Below are 19,193 nucleotides of genomic sequence, written 5' to 3'. Positions count from 1 at the left end.
AGCTTACAGTGATATCTTCATTATTTACATAGACAACTCCGTCATTAGTAGCACAAGGAGTACACGATCCACCACAGTCTACTCCGGTTTCGTCTCCGTTCTGAATACCATCTGTACAGGTTGGATCTGACCCTCCGGTTCCAATAGTAATAGTATAATCTTCTACCTCTCCATAGTCAAAAGATTCACATGGCGTTGGGATACCATTGTATTTCATAGATACTCTCATTCTGGTATTCCCGTTTTTGGCACTAGATGGAATAGTAAAACTACCACTTACTGATGTATCTTTTGAAGCAGCTTTACTCCATACCTGCTCATCTGCATCAGCAAAATCTCCATCCTGGTTATAATCTATCCACACGCTATATCCTTCAGAATATACGGTTCCTGACCAGGTTGGGGTAATGGTAATCGTATGAGAAGTACCTTTAGATAATGTAGCAGATACCGAAGTATAATCTCCATATCCTCCGGTAGAACCTGTAGAAGTATTATCAATTGTTCCTAGTTGTACTCTACCGATATATTCGTCTGATACACTTTTCCCGTTAGAATCACAGTATGTTATTGGTGTACTACAAGGCTCACATGATCCACCACAATCTACTCCCGTTTCATCTCCATTCTGGATACCATCATTACAGGTAGGAGTTGGTCCCAATTCTTTACTTCCTGCCTTAATAGTACCATAAGGCTCTGTACTATATGCATAATCTAATAATGAATATGAGTTTCCGCTAGCATTTACCTGAAATCGAAGCCAACCGTGGTATTCTTTAGCATTTTTAATAAATCTAAATCCTGCATACCCAGTTTGCCCATCCCAATTGGTATATGAATTTGTTCTAATCTCATGTAAATCTGGATATGCTCCTCCATCTACCCAATTACTAGTAGTACTAATTGGTGTATCTGCTGGTAAATTTGCAACCCTTTTTGTACTTCCTACAGTAATCATTGCAGCTTTATAGGTTTCGAATTGTAATGCAGGCTGACCACTTGGATGCCCAGAAGCGTTGTAAAATAACCCTCCGTAATTTGTTCCTCCGCCTAAGGATGGAATATTAGCATCTGTAAATGGTTTCCATACCGTAGTGGCATCAACTGTAAGATCACTATTATCTACATAAACTACTTTAAAAGGATCATAAAATGAGAAGTTAAATATTACTTTATCAGAATTTAATGTACTTGTTCCGCCTGAAATAATCGCATTTTTAAGAGTGATTGTACCTGAAGCATTATCAGCAGATCCATGATTATTAGTAGTCCCACTGTATTTTACCCTTAATTTCTTATTGTTTATTACCGTTATACTAGCCGAAAATCCTTGAGGAAGGCTTGATGTAAAATGTGTTCCTTGTGTTAATGTTCCAGAACTTAATGAAAAAGTACCTCCTTGTATATCTATATCATAAGAATCATCTACTAAGGTTCCATTATTAGATAATGATTCTTCTACAGTACTATTATTTGCTATTAGTGAGGCACCGGTAAGATTTACTCCTGTAGCTACCAGGTTAGCTGGTTGCCATAATGGTTTTCTTGTTGGGTGTTCTAATGCTGCCAGCATTCTATTTATCTGCCCTTGAGTATACATTTTATAACAGCCTGCTGCTCCATTATACCCCATATAGTTTTCATAGTTGATCTGTGTACCGCAATCACTAGTTTCACTACAATCATTAGAACCGGTCGAATTCGAATCCTGAGGGGTATCACTTACCTCATCTGTACCACTACAACCATCTTCATGGGTATGGATTAAGTTAAGCCAATGTCCAAACTCATGAGTAAATATAGATGCAAACTCCTTATCTGTATTTCCATGCAGATACCGACCATTATATACCACTCTTGCAATATTTGCATCAGACATTGTTGTATTCGGATACCATGCTACCCCAGAATTGTTCGAAACTCCATCACCATACAAATCACCTGTGATATACACATTCATATATTTATAATTGTCCCATCCATCTGAAGCAACAACAGGACTACTATAATTTCCCATTCCAGAAGCCACAGGATGAATAATTACTCCATTAGTACTACCTCCGTTAGGATCAATTTTAGCCAATGCAAATCGTATACTTAGTGTTGATTTACGACCGTCAAAAACGGGGTCAATTGAATTATAATCATCATTAAGTCCGTTAAAATCTTTATTAAGAGCATCAAGTGCTCCTTTTATTTTATTATAATCAACGGTCTTCCCATGTTGAGTAGTACCATATACATGAACCACTACAGGTATAGTATACGTTTCTGCTGCTTTTTGCGAAAAAGCTTTACTCTGAACATAATTTTTGGTAAACGTATTGAAGTTTTCATATTCGGCTTTTGCTTTAGGATTTGCCGAAAAAATATACGCATTGGCATTACTTGCCTCACATCTTTTTGCATCTACTGGTTGCTGCGCCAGAAGAGACGAAACATAGGTAAATAGCATAGCTGCTAAAATAATAATTTTAGTTTTCATAATCGTATTGATTTTGTGTTATAGTTAATAACGAAAATTAAAACTATTGAAGCATTTAGAGTTGTACTATTATAACCAAACACCATACTATGTTATCTGTTTCACATTATTTTAACATCTATACCATAAAAAGCATAAGATTAAGACATAATTACTGTTGATTTTGACAAAGAAGAAAATATAAACAAGCCCCCTATAGTAAGGGTGCTTGTTTGTTTTATTAACCTATTAATTATTGATAAACTGAATCTAATTTGTAATAAATCATTGTGAAATAACCGAACTATTACCATTTCCTTCTTGAATTATCGTTACCGATAACGAATTGCCTTCTTGAGAAGCTGTTAAACTATTAGCACTACCAATTTGTTTTGTATTAAGGCTATTATAATTTCCAATCTGAGTAGCATACGTAGTATTAAATGATCCATCCTGAGCAGAAATTACTCCATTCGCTTTTCCTTGTTGTAATTGGGATAAGAAATTTTGTTCCCCATCTTGAGTGGCAATAGCACTATTAAGATGACCGCCATCCAGAGTTTGCTCAACAGTATTAAAAAACCCATTTTGCATACTCGTCATTTCATGAGCACCTCCCCAATTATTAGCAGTAGCTATGACACTATTTCCTTCTCCTTTCTGGGTTTGGGTGCTCTTAATACCATTTCCTTCTATTAGCACTTCACCCTTATTAAAAGCCCCTTCTTGATATTGCCCAACGTTGGATTCATAATCACCATATACGGTAGCAGTAGACTTGTTATAATTTCCTGTCTGCCGTTGGGTTACATTAGTATTAAAACTATAAATAGTAGTAGATGCATCATTTCCTATACCTTCTTGCCTCTGATTCACATAACCTCTAATCTCCAGATTTGCATAAACATAATTACTTTCTCCTACCTGATTCTGAGAAATACCGCCTGGGATTACACCTCCTACAAACGCTCCATTAGTAAAAGCCTCTGCCATATTCCTTATTCCTTTCTGATGTTGACCTATACCCACAGGCAATGAGCTTACCTGATAAGCAAAAGCCTGGTTATATTCTCCTGTTTGGCTTTGCTCAATGGTATATATACCATTTTGGATTGCAGTCGCAGTATTATAATTACCATTTTGAGATTGTTTTATCATTCGATCTCCAAAGCTAGAGCTTGAAAATGGTTGATTGGCAATCAACGTATTTCCTAATCCATTTTGTTCTTGAAAGATGCTATTTGAAATAAAGCCTTCTTCTTGAGTTGCTATTGTATTATTATTCTCTCCGGATTGACGTTGCTCAATACTATTTTGACCAAAACTCTCTTTTTGAGTTGCTATTGCACTATTATACTCCCCAGATTGACGTTGCTCAATACTATTTTGATCATAAGGTAAAAATTGATCTGCCATAGCATAATTAAACACTCCTTTTTGTTCTTGAAAAATACTACTTCGATCAAACTCATAATCCATAAACTGATTTGCTACCGTACTATTGTTTTCCCCATATTGTATCTGTTCAATAGTATTTCTGTACCAAAAACCTGATTTTTGATTTGCTGTAGCTTGGTTAAACGTTCCTATCTGACTTTGTTTAATAGTATTACTAGCTACTTTCTGGATTGCAGTTGCTATATTATGATTTCCTATTTGTAATTGAGTGATTGTATGAAATCCATAAGCTTCCTCAAAACCCCACTCCAAAGACATTTGATCAGCAATCGCAACATTTCCTAAACCATTTTGATCTTGAACAATATAACTTTGAAATCCTTTAGACTGAGTTGCTACTGCTTTATTATTTTTCCCAGATTGCCTCTGTTCAATTCTATTATGGCTTTCAAATTCTATGTATTGATTTGCTGTAGTTTGATTAAATTCTCCTTGTTGATTTTGTGTGATTTTATTATATCCCCCATCATACTGATTTGCCAATACCATATTGAAGGCTCCATTCTGTGATTGTACAATACTATTCTGAACTTTCATTTCATTGAAAAAATCTGTTCTCTGGGATGCCAATGCTTTGTTATTGTTTCCGATCTGGGTTTGTTCGATTCTACCTCCCAAAATACCCGAATATTGGGTCGCTTCTGCGGTATTCAATGTACCTAACTGATTTTGATACACGGCATTAAAATCTCCTTGCTGCATAACATATGCATCATTTTGATCTCCTGTCTGGATTTGACGAATAATGCCATTACCTATTATCTCATTTTCTATACCCTGCTCTACTCTTGCACTATTATAATTACCATCCTGAACTATTGCTAAAGTATTGTTTACTCCTTTTTGGGAAATTTCTGTCTCATTTCCTATTCCTGTTTGATCGACATCTATAACATTATTTTGAGCAAAAGTGAATGCTACACTTAATAAAGCCGAAAACCCTAATATTGTTTTTTTCATCGTACTATTTTTTAATATTAAAAATTGATTTTAAGAATTTGTATTAATCAAATCAATGTTTACGATAAAACTTTAAAAATAGAAATTAAGGGGATTTTGTTACCTTAAATTTACGATTAAAAAAAAGTAGAAAAAATAGATATTTCATGTTTTCGACAAAAGGTGTTAAAATGTGTGAATCATAATTTTTATGTAAGTCATTTCATTCATTATCAGTAATTTACATAGCACTAAAGGTTACATAATTTGGATTTAATGAAATCTTTTTTTGTATACGTTAGGGATAGTAGTGGCATCCTTTTTTGTGACCCTAAAACTTCTAAAAAAGACGCTCGAGTGATAGCAAAAAAGATATAACGAATAGCCCGACCCTGATTAATAAATCAGGGTAACGCTATTATTATTTTAATATATGTAAGAGCCTTACTTACTTAGTTCGGTAAAATATTTATAGAAGTGTGGGATCGTTTCTATTCCTTTTAAGTAATTCCATACTCCAAAATGTTCATTAGGAGAGTGTATTGCATCACTATCTAGGCCAAATCCCATTAGGATTGTTTTACTTTTTAATTCTTTTTCGAATAAAGAAACAATAGGAATACTACCCCCGCTACGTTGTGGTATTGGTGTTTTACCAAAGGTATCCTGATATGCTTTACTAGCTGCTCTATATCCAATATTATCTATTGGGGTTACATAGCCTTGCCCACCATGATGCGGAGTTACTTTTACCGTTACTGCATCTGGTGCTATGCTTACAAAGTGATTTTTGAATAATTCTGTGATTTCTTCCCAATCTTGATTAGGAACCAAACGCATAGAAATTTTGGCATAAGCCTTACTGGCAATAACTGTCTTTGCTCCTTCTCCTGTATAGCCACCCCAGATTCCGTTCACATCTAATGTCGGTCGAATAGAATTGCGTTCATTGGTCGTATATCCTTCTTCTCCGTACACTGCATTAATATCTAATGATTTTTTATATCCATCAAGAGAGAAAGGTGCTTTTGCCATTTCTGCTCTTTCTTCTGTAGAAAGGTTTTCGACTTTATCATAAAAACCCGGAATAGTAATATGATTATTTTCATCGTGTAAAGAAGCAATCATCTTAGTCAATATATTGATGGGGTTTGCAACCGCACCGCCATACAAACCACTATGTAAATCTCTATTGGGTCCTGTTACTTCGACTTCGACATAACTTAGTCCTCTTAATCCGGTAGTAATAGAAGGGACATCCTGAGCGATCATTCCTGTATCACTAATTAAGATTACATCATTAGCTAGTTTATCCTGATTACGTTCTACAAACCAACTTAAACTTTTACTTCCTACCTCTTCTTCTCCTTCGATCATAAATTTAACATTACACGGCAACTGGTTCGTTTTGGTCATAATTTCTAATGCCTTTACGTGCATATACATCTGCCCTTTATCATCACAAGATCCTCTGGCAAAAATGGCTCCTTCGGGATGGATCTCTGTCTTTTTAATTACAGGTTCAAAAGGAGGGCTATCCCATAACTCTATTGGGTCAGCTGGTTGTACATCATAATGCCCATAAACCAATATTGTCGGAAGGTTTTTATCTATAATTTTTTCTCCATATACTATCGGATATCCTGGAGTTTCGCATATTTCTACGGCATCACATCCAGCATTTTTAAGGCTTTTGCTAATTTCTGATGCTGTTTTGATTACATCATCTTTATATGCTGTATCTGCACTAACAGATGGAATTTTAAGTAGCTCGAAAAGCTCATCTATAAATCGATCTTTATGTTCTTGAACGTAAGATTGTATATTTTGCATGAATCTGAGTTTATTTTCGCCTAAAAGTAGTAAAAATGAAGTAAATTAGTTGTTCTCTATTTAAGTATATCTGTTAATATGAATGCATTTTTGAAACTTCCTTTTTTATTTTCTGAAAATCGCCTTCTGGAAGACTTAAAACATTGTCAATCCTATTCTTTTACTTCTCATTTCAATACCAGTGATTATTCTGGTAATTGGAAATCTATTGCGCTTAGATCTCTTAATGGAGATATGAATCAAATTTATGCGCACTCATCTGGTGCTCATAATTACAAGAATACTTCTCTATTAGATCACTGTCCTTATTTTAAGGAAATAACTGCACTTTTTGAGTGTGAAAAAGAATCTATTCGCCTACTCAATCTTTCTCCTAATAGTAGCATAAAAGAACATACAGATCATAATTTGGGATATGAGGATGGAAGTTTTAGAGTTCATATTCCGATCACTACAAATCGGGATGTTCATTTTTATATACATCATCAAGAAGTAACTATGGCCGTTGGCGAATGCTGGTACGGAAACTTTAATCTACCACATCGGGTAGAAAACAAAGGAGCAACCGATCGTATTCATTTAATTATAGATTGTATTCGTAATAAATGGTCGGATCAATTATTTGCTGAAGCGGGTTATGATTTTACGGCAGAAAATCAACCTCATCAATATTCTAAGGCAACTAAATTGAAAATGATAGAAGAATTAAAAGCTATGAATACCGAAGCATCCAAAGCATTGATTAATCAACTAAAATCAGAATTGTAGCTCCCAAAAAACGAAGGGATTCTAAAGAAAATATCCTCGTTTCTTAAATTGTTATGTATTACTTTTCATATTCTTTAAAAAAAATAATTTAAGTTCTTTGAGATTTATAAGGAATATGTATATTTGCACTCGCTTTTACAGAAAGTCCTAAGTATTGTAAAAGTATTAATGCGGGCGTGGTGGAATTGGTAGACACGCTAGACTTAGGATCTAGTGCCGCGAGGTGTGAGAGTTCGAGTCTCTCCGCCCGCACAGCAAAAAAGCTTCTCTTAATCGAGAAGCTTTTTTTGTTTAGGTTTGTCTTGCCCTTAAATAAGTTAACACAAAACCGACTTATCGAGAAACACTAACAAAAATCGCACTCAACGCGATTACAATTTAGATTTTAATTAGGAGTGGTGCCGATTAGAAAAAGGTGAGACAATTTATAAACAAGCCTAGAAGGCTTTCTGCTTTATTGATTGTTAAATCGCTTTTCATTAAACGAAAAAAAATTAGAACGTATTTTACGTCTACTCTTAAAGAGTTTTTTTATTGGAATTATTAGTGACTTTGTTTATCTTTTGGTGTCTCAATATATATAACAATAAAACCATATTATACAATGAAAAAGATTCTTTTAATTTTAGTAGTAGTATTAACAGCTAGTTTTACCTCTATAGATAATAATGATATCGTAGAAGCACAGGTAACCTATAGCGGACAATCTGATAAAGCGTATTATTTTACTAATAAGGATACAGGAAAGGTGCTCGAATTTACTTTTGTAAGTAAAAAAGCGATCTCTAAGTATGATTTAAGAACAAAAAAACTTACAGGAAAAGAGTTTATAATTACTTATGAAATTGATAACATAGAAATTGTAAGCAAGGATACACAAGTGAAACAATACAAAAAACGTTTAATTCTTATCGATATAAAGATGACAGAAAGCAAAGTAGTTGATAACTAACAAAATCTTAGGTGAGAGAGTTTGAATCTCTCTGTCCGCCCAAAACAAATAAGAAACCTGTAAATAATTGATTTACAGGTTTCTTATTTTTCACCCAAATCTTTCACCTATATTATTATCAGCACTTTATAGGTTTTTATGATTATGAATAATTATACTTGTCCATTTATGAAGTAAAAAACGGACTAATTACTAGTGTACAGTTTGCAAGAGAATGGTGGTATAAAAATTAAGCTAAAACTCAGAAAATATGATTTATTGATAATTACCTCTATATAAGCGCTACAGCTTAAGTTTCTACTGCTATTTTTATCCTTAAGGATAAAAAAACTCTCCATATCCTTTGATATGGAGAGTTTACATTAACACTATGGTTATAAAACAAAAAACACGTTTTACTATTTTAATAAAGTATTCTCTAATTTCTGATTCCCCCTTTTAACACTCTCATTGACGACCTTGATAAAATGAGGTTTATCATAATTACTAGTACATCCTCTATGATGTATATCTATTATCCTTTTTACGTGAAAATGAAATTGAGGTAAAAAAATAAAAAATAAAGCTAAAATCTATTTCTATTTAGATTCATTCTTAATAAATTTGCAACAAATATATAACTATTTTAATTCAATCTAAATAAGGATTAGTAATTTTTTAAAATATTCAAAAATGAAACGATTAACACTTTCATCACTTTTACTATTAGTTGCAGTATGTACGATAACTGCGCAGGGTAAGAAAAAGCAGGATAAAAATGCTATAAAAAAAATGTGCGGTTGCTATGAAGTAACCTTCAATTTTGCAGAAACCTTTCAATATAGTAATGATTCTCTTTACAAACCTTCAAAAACAAAAATTGCCAAAGGGTTAGAATGGGCTCAATTGGTTGAAGAGGATAAAAACAAAGTTTCTATTCAGCATCTATTACAAGTAGGGGATCCTTCAAAACCTCATATTGTAAAACATTGGCGACAAGATTGGATATATGAAAACACCGATTTCTATATGTTTAACGGTAATAATTCCTGGAATTATGAAAGTAAGCCTGAATCTGAGGTAAAAGGGCAATGGACTCAAAAAGTATATCAGGTAGACGATAGTCCTCGCTATGAAGGTTCTGCAACCTGGGTACATGTAGATGGAAAAAGTTTTTGGGAAAACAGAACAGATGCTCCACTACCAAGACGAGAATACACTAAAAGAAGTGATTATAATGTAACTGTTAGAGGAAACAGACATGAGATTACTAAAGACGGTTGGATCCACGATCAAAATAATGATAAAGTAATACGGGAAGCAGGCAAGGCCGATGTTATTTTGGCTAAGGAGAAAGGGTATAATACTTATGTAAAAGTAGATGATAGTAGATGTAAAGCCGCTGCAAATTGGTGGAAAGAAAACAACCAAAAATGGGCTTTGGTTCGTAATAAATGGAAAAAGGTTTTTAGTAGAAATGCCAATTTAGTATTAGAAGCTAAAGTCGATAATAAACCACTATACAAGCATTTATTTTCTGATGAATACACAAAAGAACAAGATATTAATAAAGTCATTGAATCTTTTGTAGTTCAATAAGAATAATCATGACCGCAACCACAACCACAATAAATATATAATATAATCATGTCAGTCATTAAAAAATTACCCCTATTGCTACTTCTATGTAGTTTAAATTTAATGTATGGTCAAGCCACTATACAAGGTGTTGTAAAAAGTGAATCTAATGAAGCGATTCCTTATGCAAATGTTTTTATTAAAGGATCTAGCCTAGGTGCACAAGCACAAGAAGATGGGACTTTTACGATTACCAATGTTCCTTTTGCCACTCATGAGATAGTAGCCAGTGCTGTTGGATATACCGAACTTAGTCAAAAGACAGCTATATCAGGAGATATATCGAGTCTTATTTTTGTATTGCAAAATGATACTCAGTTAGAAGAGGTTGAACTTTTTGGCTCTAGAAATAAAAGAGCAGAAAAATTAGAAACACTCACCAGGCTACCTTTACAGCCCAATGAGCAGTTACAAAGTATTTCTGTACTGTCGCATAAACTTATTGATCAGCAAAATGCATTAACCATAAGCGAGGTTACCAAAAATGTTGCTGGTGTGTATACATTTGCCACATACGGAAATATAAGAGAAAGTATGTCTTTAAGAGGATATAGAGGTATTCCTTTATTAAAAAATGGAGTTAGAATCAATTCAGATTTCAGAGGAGTTGGTGTTATTACCGATATGGCAGGTGTTGATAATATTCAGGTATTAAAAGGGATTTCTGCAATTAGTCAAGGTTTAGGAGGTGATTTGGGTTCTGTAGGAGGAGTCATAAATGTTGTAACCAAAACTCCTAAGTTTTATAGCGGAGGTGAAGTAAGTTTAAGACTTGGCAGTTTCGGCAAAGTACGCCCCACATTTGATTTTTATGGTCCTTTAGACAAAAAAGAAACCATTGCTTTTAGAGTAGCAGGTTCATATGATAGAGCAGATAGTTATAGAGTAAAAGTGAATTCGGAGCGTTTTTATATAAACCCTTCCCTAGCATGGAAACCCGATGAAAAAACTTCTATCGTTCTCGAAATGGATTATATGGATGATAGTAGAACTCCGGATCAAGGAACTATTAATTTAGGAGATTATGCAACAAATAACATTTTAAAATTACCAAATGATAAATTTTTAGGTTTCGAATCAGATAGAAATAATTCTGTAAACACCACTTATGCAGTACGTTTTGAGCGAGAAATAAATGATGACCTAAGCATAAAAGCTGGATATTTTGCTTCTGATTTAGAAACATATGCAGAGACTTCTTATGCTTTTCAGGGAGGCGGAAGATCTGGATTACCAGAGCTACCTAACACACAGAGATATCGAGAGTATTATGCTCAGGGAAGAAGTGATAAAAATAGTGTTTTACAAATAGATTTGGTTGGTAAAGACATTAAAACAGGTTTTTTAACACATACATTTCAGGCAGGAATAGATTATAGAAATACTACTTTTGACAATACGGCTTATACGGCTAACTATCCTGATAATGATAGTGATCCCGATAATGATCCTCCTACGTATATAGATATCATCGATGTCACTCAACCTATCAATAATATTTTACCTAATGGGGTTACGGTAACACCAAACCCTGCAAGAGCTACAGGATCTAAAACAAAGTCATATGGATTTACTGTCCAGGATAAAATTTCTGTTACCAAATGGGTAGATCTCTTTTTAGGATTGCGATACACCTCATTAGAAAGAACTAAAGGTAATTTTATAGGAAGAAGTTTGACTGGAGCAAAACGAGATGATGCCTTTAATCCTTTAGTAGGATTAAATATCAAACCTACAGAAAATATTATTATTTTTGGTTCCTATGCCAGTAGCTCTAATCCTATGACTTCTTTTTACCGGGATATTAATGGCAAAGAGTTAGGCACAGAACGTTGGGATCAATTTGAAACAGGTATTAAATCGGTATGGTTAGACAAAGCTTTACGTTTTAACGTAACTTATTTTTCGACCTACAGTAAAAATTTAAACTTGCAAGCAATTGACCCGGCAGGTAATTTCTTAGGATATTATTTACAAGGAGGAGAAGATACCAGAAGTGGTGTTGAAATAGAATTAATAGGTAGAGTATTGCCCAATTTAGAAATAATAGGGGGTTATTCTTACTTAGATGCCAAATATAAAAATCATGTATCATATTATTTTAATTCTAGTCCTATAAATACACCTAGACATACAGCAAATTTTTGGGTACGTTATAACTTCCAAAAATATGTAAAAGGTCTGTCTTTAGGTGCTGGAGCTTACTATCTAGGAGAACGCCCACATAATGTATGGTCTAGAAATTACACACATACCGGAGTCGTTCCTGGTGTTAGGCCATTTGACTTAAAAGCATATACTACGGTAAATGTACAAGCATCGTATAAATTTAATAGTAAATTAAGTTTAGATGTTTTCGGAAATAATGTTTTTAATGAAATTGGATATAATGCGTATCGTACTGTATATCTTAACAGGATTCAACCTGCTAGTTTTGGGACGGTATTACGATATAAATTTTAAATTTAAAAAAATGAATACTATAAAATTAGTAGCCGCATTTCTTTTGTTTGTTAATGTTATACAAGCTCAGACAAAAAATGTTTTTTTAGAAAGAGAATTCTGGAAAACTAATCCTTCAATAGAAGTTATAGACCAGAAAATTACAGAAGGTAATAGTGCAACAGTATTAAACAAAAATGGATTTGATGCTGTAGTATATGCTATTTTAGAAAACGCAGATAATGCAATAATAAAACATTTACTTTCTAAAAAAGGGAATGATGTTAATAAGTTAACCCATGATAAAAGAACCTATGTATTTTGGGCAGCATATAAAAATAATGTAGAATTAATGAAATATCTTATAGCTCAAAAAGCAAGGATGGATTTAAAAGATTCTCATTACTTTTCGGTATTGACTTTTGCAGCAGCAGCGGGCCAAACAAATACAGAAATTTATGATTTGTGCATTAAAAACGGGATTGATGTACAAACCGACAAAGATGAGCATGGAGCAAACGCTTTATTGTTAGTAACTCCTTCCCTAAAAGATTTTACTCTTATTGATTATTTTACTTCAAAAGGTTTAGACATTCATGACAAAGATGATGATGGAAATGGAGTTTTTAATTACACTGCACGTAATGGGAATATAGAAATGCTAGACCAATTAATCAAAAAAGGTGTTTCTTATAAAGAGCTTAATGACAAAGGTGACAACGCTATGATTTTTGCCAGTAGAGGTACCAGAAGAGGGTATAATTCTTTGGCATTCTTTCAATACTTAGAAAACTTAGGTATTGAACCCAATATTACAAACAAAAATGGAGTAACTCCTCTACACAATCTAGCGTATAGAAATAAAGATTTCGAAGTCCTAAATTATTTTTTAAATAAAGGGGTAAATAGTAATCAAAAGGATGATAAAGGCAATACTCCTTTGTTAAATGCATCTCATAGCAATACATTAGAGGTTATAAAATTATTTGCAAAAAGCACAAATGATATAAATATCACTAATAAAGAAGGGCATTCTGCATTAACCAATGCCATAAAAAGTAATACAATAGATGTGGTTGATTTTTTAATTAATCAAAAAGCCGATATAAATGTAATCGATTCTAAAGGGAATGATCTAGGATACTACACCCTAAAATCGTATAACCCAAACAAGGTAGATCAATTCAAAAAGAAAATAGAAACTTTGACTAAAAAAGGGTTTGATATTGCCAAGCCTCAAAAAAATGGAAATACATTATATCATTTAGCCATAGAGAAAAATGATCTGGAGTTATTAAAAATGATTCCTGATTATAATATCGATATCAATGCTAAGAATAAAGAAGGAATTACAGTCTTACATAAAGCCGCAATGAGTGCTAAGAATAATAAAATCTTAACATATTTATTATCTATTGGAGCCGATAAGACCATTAAAACTGATTTTGAAGAATCTGTATTTGATTTGGCAAGTGAAAATGAAGTATTAAAGGGAAACAACGTAGATTTAAATTTTTTAAAATAAAATGAAAAAAATAGTAACATTTAAACTGTTTCCGATAATAGCATTTGCCATTTTTACAGTATTTGGGTTTAAAAGTACTACAGATAGTAATACTTATAAATGCATGATACAAATGACAAATTATACGGGAGAAGGTGCATATATCGTTATTTCTTTATTAGATCCGAATGGAAACTACGAAAAAACACTATTTGTACAAGGTGATGATGAAGAATGGTATCATGATATTACAGATTGGTGGAAATTCTATGGAAAAAAACGTCAAGACATTGATGCGATCACAGGAGCAACTGTAAGTGGCGGTGGACGATCTATCAATATTATTGAAATTGAAAACGATAAGATAGACTCTGGCTATAAAATACGCTTTGAAACCGCTGTAGAAGATCAAGAGTATTATAAGGATGATGTAGAGTTTGAGTTAACATCTGAAACTGTAAAAAGTAAAGTTGAAGGAAAAGGATTTATACGATATATTCGTATGATGCCACAATAACAATACGATTAAATGACGATTTCAATTTGGAGATATAGCCACCTTGCTTTGGCTATATCTTCATTTGCTTTTATACTTATAGCCTCTTTAACAGGGATTATTTTAGCATTCGAACCTATATCGAATCAGCTAGAGCCTTATGCTGCAAACAACACAAAAAACCTCACTCTTGCACAAACCATAACAGTATTGCAAAAACATTATGATGAAATAATTGAAATTGAAATCGATAATAATGATTTTGTATCAGCCTCGGTAATTACCAAAGAAGGAAAAAACAAAACTTTTTATGTCGATCCTTTAACTGGTAAAAAGGTAGGTGATATTATCGAAAAAGATCCTGTCTTTAAGTTTGCGACCAATCTACATCGTTCTTTATTTCTAAAAAGTACTGGTCGTTTTTTTGTGGGACTAGTTTCTTTTATATTATTTTTAATTGCAACAACCGGAGTTCTTTTAATTATTAAAAGACAACAAGGTATACGTCGTTTTTTTTCTAAAGTTATAAAAGAGAATTTTGAACAATATTACCACATACAAATAGGTAGATTAACATTAATTCCTATCATTATAATAGCCCTAACTGGTGTATACTTGTCACTAGAAAAATTTTCACTGCTACCATCCAATATCGTTAAACATCAAATAGATTTTGAGAATATAAAAGAAACCCCCAAACTGCAAATCAAAGATTTTGAAGTTTTTAATCAAATACGGTTAAAACATGTTAGAAAAGTAGAATTCCCTTTTTCTGATGATCCCGAGGATTATTTTCATATAAAACTATCTGATAGAGAATTGAATATTAATCAAGTTACAGGCGATGTATTAAGCGAAGTAGCATATCCTTTTAATACATTACTATCACATTGGAGCTTGGTGTTGCATACAGGTCAAGGGAGCATATTATGGTCTGTCATACTACTTATTTCCAGCTGTTCTATTTTGTTCTTTATGTATTCAGGTTTTTTAATGACTCTAAAACGAAGAAAGAGAAGTCTGGTACTAAAAAATGTGTATCATAAAGACAAATCAGAATACATCATTTTGGTTGGTTCAGAAACCGGAAATACATTTAATTATGCAAGACTCTTCTATGATGCTTTGATTAATTTGGGAAAAACGGTCTTTATTTCAGAATTAAACAAGTATTCCTCCTATAAAAAAGCAGAGCATTTAGTCGTATTTACCGCAACTTATGGTAAGGGAGAACCTCCTACAAATGCAAAAAGCTTTGAGCAATCTTTTAAAAAAATCGAACCCAAAAAAGAAATGAAATTTTCGGTTGTTGGTTTTGGTTCATTAGCATATCCAGATTTTTGTAAATATGCGATAGACATTGACAAGATGTTACAATCTCATTCAAAATTTAAATCGATTACAGAACCATACCCTATAAACAATCAATCTTATGAATCTTTTAAAGATTGGTCTTTAAAATGGGGAGAAAAGATTGATTTACCAATACAGGTAAAACAGTTACAAAAGGCCACAAAATCTAAAAATAATAAACGGTTCTCTGTTGTTCACAGGTCCCCACTAAATATTGACAATACATTTATACTTCGTTTACGTTCAGAAGAGAAAATACGGTTTACATCAGGAGATTTACTAGCTTTTTATCCAGAAGGTAATGCTGTCGAACGCCTGTACTCTATTGGTAAAATTGATGACGATATTCTTTTGAGTATTAAAAAGCATGAATTTGGTATATGTTCGACTTATTTTAGTGAGCTTAGCAAAAACGATAGCATTACGGCATCAATAAAGCGAAATCCCGATTTTAATTTCCCAACCTATGCAAAAGAGGTGATTATGATTGCAAACGGAACAGGAATAGCTCCTTTTTTAGGAATGATTAGCAAAAACAACAAGAAAATAAAAACACATCTATTTTGGGGAGGAAGAAATAAACAATCTAATGAATTGTATAACGAAATAATTCAGGACAATCTAAAAAACAATAATTTAACTACTTTTCACCCTGCTTATTCAAGAACTCAACCCGAAAAAATATATGTACAACATATACTAAAAAGAAATGGTAATCTAATTACAAAAACATTAGATAAAAACGGAGTTATCCTAATTTGTGGGTCTGTCACCATGCAAAAAGAGGTTATTAATCTCTTAGACAAAATATGTAAAGAAGTTAATAATAAACCAATAAGTTATTATCAGAATAAAGGGCAACTTAAAATGGATTGTTACTAATTTTTAAAGCTCTTATCATATTTTAATCAAACAAAAAAAACCTGACAAGTTAAACTCATCAGGTTTATAAATAGACACTAAATTAAGGGCAACCTTTACAAATCAAATCATTACTACTTATTATTAACCCCTTAATTTCCTCTATTTTTAAAGATATCTAGTTCAAGGCCTACCCAAAAAACTATCCTTCTTTATTTCCACCACTTTCGTAACCCATTGTGATGTTATCTATTGCATTTTTTAATGTAGTATCAATTTCTTTTAGGGCACCATCAATTCTAGAAGAATAATATTTATATTCTTTACCATTAAAACGTAATGTAGTAATTGGCTTATCTCTCACTTTTTTAAAAGCCAAACCTTCGTATGAGTCTTTATTCAGCATTGTTTTTAACGCTCTAAATTCCTGTTCTTCTAGCTTAGCTTTTATATTTCCTTTTACAGAAACGTGATGTATTCCCGAGTAAGAAACCGAGCCATCTTCATATATCCATACATCATACACCGGGCATTTTCCCATACAAGATCCTTTTGAATAATATACTAGTGCTTCATCTTCTGAAGTATTGGCAGTAGTATTTTTGGTGGATTGACAAGAAAAACTTACCATTATTAATATTATCATTACATATTTCATGCGCTATCTTTTTTAAGTAGTAGTGGTTTGAATGATTAAATCACTACTACAGTTTTTATCATTTTAATGCTTGTGAATACCACAGTGTGTTTTATTTTTATTACCAAAAGTATTTGCATTTTTCCATGATCCGGGAAGAGGTAGGAAACTTCTGCTACTTTTTGAGATATTGCCTCTTATATAATTTCTAAGCTTTATCATCTCTGCATTATCATACATCATTTGTATCTTTTTTTCTGCTCTACTGTTTCCGTTTACTCCTCCTGCTCTGGTCACAAACGTAGCAAAGATCTCTGCGATATCTTCTCCGGGATTGGTAGAAGCATATTGCGTTATATAACGTTCTTTATATTTATCATAAAATTTTTGTGCATCACTTTCATTATTCACCTTTCGAAATTCTTCCCAGATATCGGCCCAATGGTTTTGATATAGTTTATTGATATTAGAATTATCTCTGGAGCACCCTTCTCCTGTAAAGAAATTTTTGCAATCGCCTTGAGATACAGAAGAATCAACCTGCACTTTATCCAAAGTGATGATATGTCCAAATTCGTGCACTATAGTATATGCCAGTTCTCCTCCTGCATTAAATCCTCCTTGATATGCAAAATCTATCGCAATACCCATCTGCCACTTCGAGAGGTCTTGTGTTCTTTCTACTACATATCCAGCGGTTCCATCATTTTCGCCAGCAAAAATTACAAACTCACTCATTCTTGATCTATAATCGGGCGGAACAATTTTTTTTACTAAGTCCCATATTTCCTCATGCTTTTTAGTATCCTTTTGAAACTCTAATAATTTCCCGGTTACTTTATAATCCTTTTCTTTTATGATTTTATCGCCATCAATTTTATAAAGAGTTATACTTCCACCATCACCATTAGTCCCACTATCAGTTCCTGTATCACCACCGGTAGTACCCGGGGTATCTGTATTCGGATTCGGTTGTGGACCGGCTGCATCATCATCTTTACTACAGGATTGAATAGAAATTGTCGCTATACTCAGAAAAATGATCAGTATATAATTCCATTTTTTTACGTTCTTCATAGTTTTATTTTGGGTTAAAAATTAAACGTCCTTTCTTACACAACAGTGAACTTTTAAAACACCCTATTTTTTTATCTACTTTTTTTTAAATCGTCTATATTATTTTTTAGAAATAGGGTAAAAGCAAAATATACTGTTGTTATAGTATATGGAGATATCATTACAATAAAAGCTTAAGTAGAAGGCATTAGTAGAAAGAAAAAACAACATCTTTCTATACTTTTTCTTTAAATACCGTAGTTTTGAAAAAAAGCTAAGTATTTCTAAGATGCCAGAAAAACAAAAGTCTGTTTGTGATGAAAAAAACTTTAGGATGATTTTTGATAATCATTCTGAAGTGATCCTGAATTTCATTTATTATAAGTGTGGAGATATGAAACAGGCAGAAGACATAACGCAGGATGCTTTTGTAAAACTTTGGAAAAATTGCAAGAAAGTACTTTTTGGTAAGGCAAAATCATTTTTAATGAAAGTAGCTCAAAACGCTTTTTTTAATGAGCTGAATCATGAAAAAGTAATCCTAAAATACAATCAGCAAAGCTTCTCTTCTATTCAATATGATTATAGTCCAGAGTTTTTAATGGAGGAAAAAGAGTTCATGGTAAAATTACAACGTAGTATTTCTGAACTCCCGCCAAAGCAAAGAGAAGTCTTTCTATTAAGCAGAAAAGACAAGAAAACCTATAAAGAAATTGCAGAGATTATTGGATTAACCCAAAAAGCAGTAGAGCGAAGAATGCACTTGGCATTATTAGAATTAAGAGAAAAATTAGGGCGCGCGGTTTAACA

General features: G+C 32.8%; 13 protein-coding genes and 1 tRNA gene. 9 read left to right on the top strand and 5 right to left on the bottom strand.

All coding sequences use genetic code 11. The annotated features are described in order from the left end of the window. The 3 genes from DK441_RS02650 to DK441_RS02640 form a co-directional block, all read right to left on the bottom strand. A partial coding sequence (locus tag DK441_RS02650) for a M43 family zinc metalloprotease (protein ID WP_109097350.1) occupies positions 1–2,488 on the bottom strand: 2,488 nt, incomplete at its 3' end. 264 nt (positions 2,489–2,752) lie between these two features. Continuing rightward, complete coding sequence (locus DK441_RS02645; protein ID WP_109097349.1) at positions 2,753–4,885, bottom strand: hypothetical protein; 2,133 nt, start codon at positions 4,883–4,885, stop codon at positions 2,753–2,755. A 423-nt stretch (positions 4,886–5,308) separates the two neighbouring features. Next, positions 5,309–6,697 (bottom strand): dipeptidase, encoded by a 1,389-nt coding sequence (locus DK441_RS02640; protein WP_109097348.1) that lies wholly within the window; start codon positions 6,695–6,697, stop codon positions 5,309–5,311. A gap of 78 nt (positions 6,698–6,775) precedes the next feature. Between DK441_RS02640 and DK441_RS02635 the strand changes: the two genes are divergently transcribed. From DK441_RS02635 to DK441_RS02600, 8 genes are all read left to right on the top strand, one after another. Next, positions 6,776–7,465, top strand: coding sequence for an aspartyl/asparaginyl beta-hydroxylase domain-containing protein (locus DK441_RS02635; protein WP_109097347.1), 690 nt, complete (start codon positions 6,776–6,778; stop codon positions 7,463–7,465). A gap of 170 nt (positions 7,466–7,635) precedes the next feature. Next, positions 7,636–7,717: transfer RNA gene (locus DK441_RS02630), tRNA-Leu, on the top strand. Positions 7,718–8,069: 352 nt separating this feature from the next. Beyond that, positions 8,070–8,417 carry a hypothetical protein gene (locus DK441_RS02625; RefSeq protein WP_109097346.1) on the top strand — a complete coding sequence of 116 codons (348 nt, stop codon included), beginning with the start codon at positions 8,070–8,072 and terminating at the stop codon, positions 8,415–8,417. Between the two features lie 672 nt (positions 8,418–9,089). Further along, on the top strand, positions 9,090–9,995 hold the full coding sequence (locus DK441_RS02620; protein WP_109097345.1) for a DUF6607 family protein: 906 nt from the start codon (positions 9,090–9,092) through the stop codon (positions 9,993–9,995). A 48-nt stretch (positions 9,996–10,043) separates the two neighbouring features. Continuing rightward, positions 10,044–12,497, top strand: coding sequence for a TonB-dependent receptor (locus DK441_RS02615; RefSeq protein WP_109097344.1), 2,454 nt, complete (start codon positions 10,044–10,046; stop codon positions 12,495–12,497). Positions 12,498–12,507: 10 nt separating this feature from the next. Further along, positions 12,508–14,001, top strand: a complete 1,494-nt coding sequence (locus DK441_RS02610) for an ankyrin repeat domain-containing protein (RefSeq protein ID WP_109097360.1) — start codon at positions 12,508–12,510, stop codon at positions 13,999–14,001. A 1-nt stretch (position 14,002) separates the two neighbouring features. After that, the gene (locus DK441_RS02605; protein WP_200822825.1) at positions 14,003–14,497 is read left to right on the top strand and encodes a DUF2271 domain-containing protein; all 495 of its coding nucleotides are present in this window, start codon (positions 14,003–14,005) and stop codon (positions 14,495–14,497) included. Positions 14,498–14,509: 12 nt separating this feature from the next. After that, a complete protein-coding gene (locus DK441_RS02600) occupies positions 14,510–16,711 on the top strand; it encodes a PepSY domain-containing protein (protein ID WP_109097343.1) in 2,202 nt (733 codons plus the stop codon). A 181-nt stretch (positions 16,712–16,892) separates the two neighbouring features. Here the strand turns inward: DK441_RS02600 and DK441_RS02595 are convergent, their stop codons facing one another. Continuing rightward, positions 16,893–17,348 (bottom strand): DUF6438 domain-containing protein, encoded by a 456-nt coding sequence (locus DK441_RS02595; RefSeq protein ID WP_160111923.1) that lies wholly within the window; start codon positions 17,346–17,348, stop codon positions 16,893–16,895. Between the two features lie 63 nt (positions 17,349–17,411). Continuing rightward, a complete protein-coding gene (locus tag DK441_RS02590) occupies positions 17,412–18,404 on the bottom strand; it encodes a hypothetical protein (RefSeq protein WP_109097341.1) in 993 nt (330 codons plus the stop codon). Between the two features lie 268 nt (positions 18,405–18,672). Here DK441_RS02590 and DK441_RS02585 point away from each other — a divergent pair, with 268 nt between their 5' ends. Continuing rightward, positions 18,673–19,191, top strand: a complete 519-nt coding sequence (locus DK441_RS02585) for an RNA polymerase sigma factor (RefSeq protein ID WP_109097340.1) — start codon at positions 18,673–18,675, stop codon at positions 19,189–19,191. The last annotated feature ends 2 nt before the right edge of the window (positions 19,192–19,193 follow it).

The organism is Aquimarina sp. AU58 (assembly GCF_900312745.1).
Classification (GTDB): domain Bacteria; phylum Bacteroidota; class Bacteroidia; order Flavobacteriales; family Flavobacteriaceae; genus Aquimarina; species Aquimarina spinulae.
The sequence above is the reverse complement of the archived record's forward strand: the minus strand, read 5'-3'. Positions and strand labels throughout refer to the sequence as shown.

Excerpts from the sequence above, each read along its gene's own strand:
- DK441_RS02605 (WP_200822825.1), top strand. The coding sequence starts at position 14,003 with ATGAAAAAAATAGTAACATTTAAACTGTTTCCGATAATAGCATTTGCC.
- DK441_RS02585 (WP_109097340.1), top strand. The coding sequence starts at position 18,673 with ATGCCAGAAAAACAAAAGTCTGTTTGTGATGAAAAAAACTTTAGGATG.
- DK441_RS02610 (WP_109097360.1), top strand. The coding sequence starts at position 12,508 with ATGAATACTATAAAATTAGTAGCCGCATTTCTTTTGTTTGTTAATGTT.
- DK441_RS02620 (WP_109097345.1), top strand. The coding sequence starts at position 9,090 with ATGAAACGATTAACACTTTCATCACTTTTACTATTAGTTGCAGTATGT.
- DK441_RS02645 (WP_109097349.1), bottom strand. The coding sequence starts at position 4,885 with ATGAAAAAAACAATATTAGGGTTTTCGGCTTTATTAAGTGTAGCATTC.
- DK441_RS02625 (WP_109097346.1), top strand. The coding sequence starts at position 8,070 with ATGAAAAAGATTCTTTTAATTTTAGTAGTAGTATTAACAGCTAGTTTT.
- DK441_RS02595 (WP_160111923.1), bottom strand. The coding sequence starts at position 17,348 with ATGAAATATGTAATGATAATATTAATAATGGTAAGTTTTTCTTGTCAA.
- DK441_RS02600 (WP_109097343.1), top strand. The coding sequence starts at position 14,510 with ATGACGATTTCAATTTGGAGATATAGCCACCTTGCTTTGGCTATATCT.
- DK441_RS02635 (WP_109097347.1), top strand. The coding sequence starts at position 6,776 with ATGAATGCATTTTTGAAACTTCCTTTTTTATTTTCTGAAAATCGCCTT.
- DK441_RS02590 (WP_109097341.1), bottom strand. The coding sequence starts at position 18,404 with ATGAAGAACGTAAAAAAATGGAATTATATACTGATCATTTTTCTGAGT.
- DK441_RS02640 (WP_109097348.1), bottom strand. The coding sequence starts at position 6,697 with ATGCAAAATATACAATCTTACGTTCAAGAACATAAAGATCGATTTATA.
- DK441_RS02615 (WP_109097344.1), top strand. The coding sequence starts at position 10,044 with ATGTCAGTCATTAAAAAATTACCCCTATTGCTACTTCTATGTAGTTTA.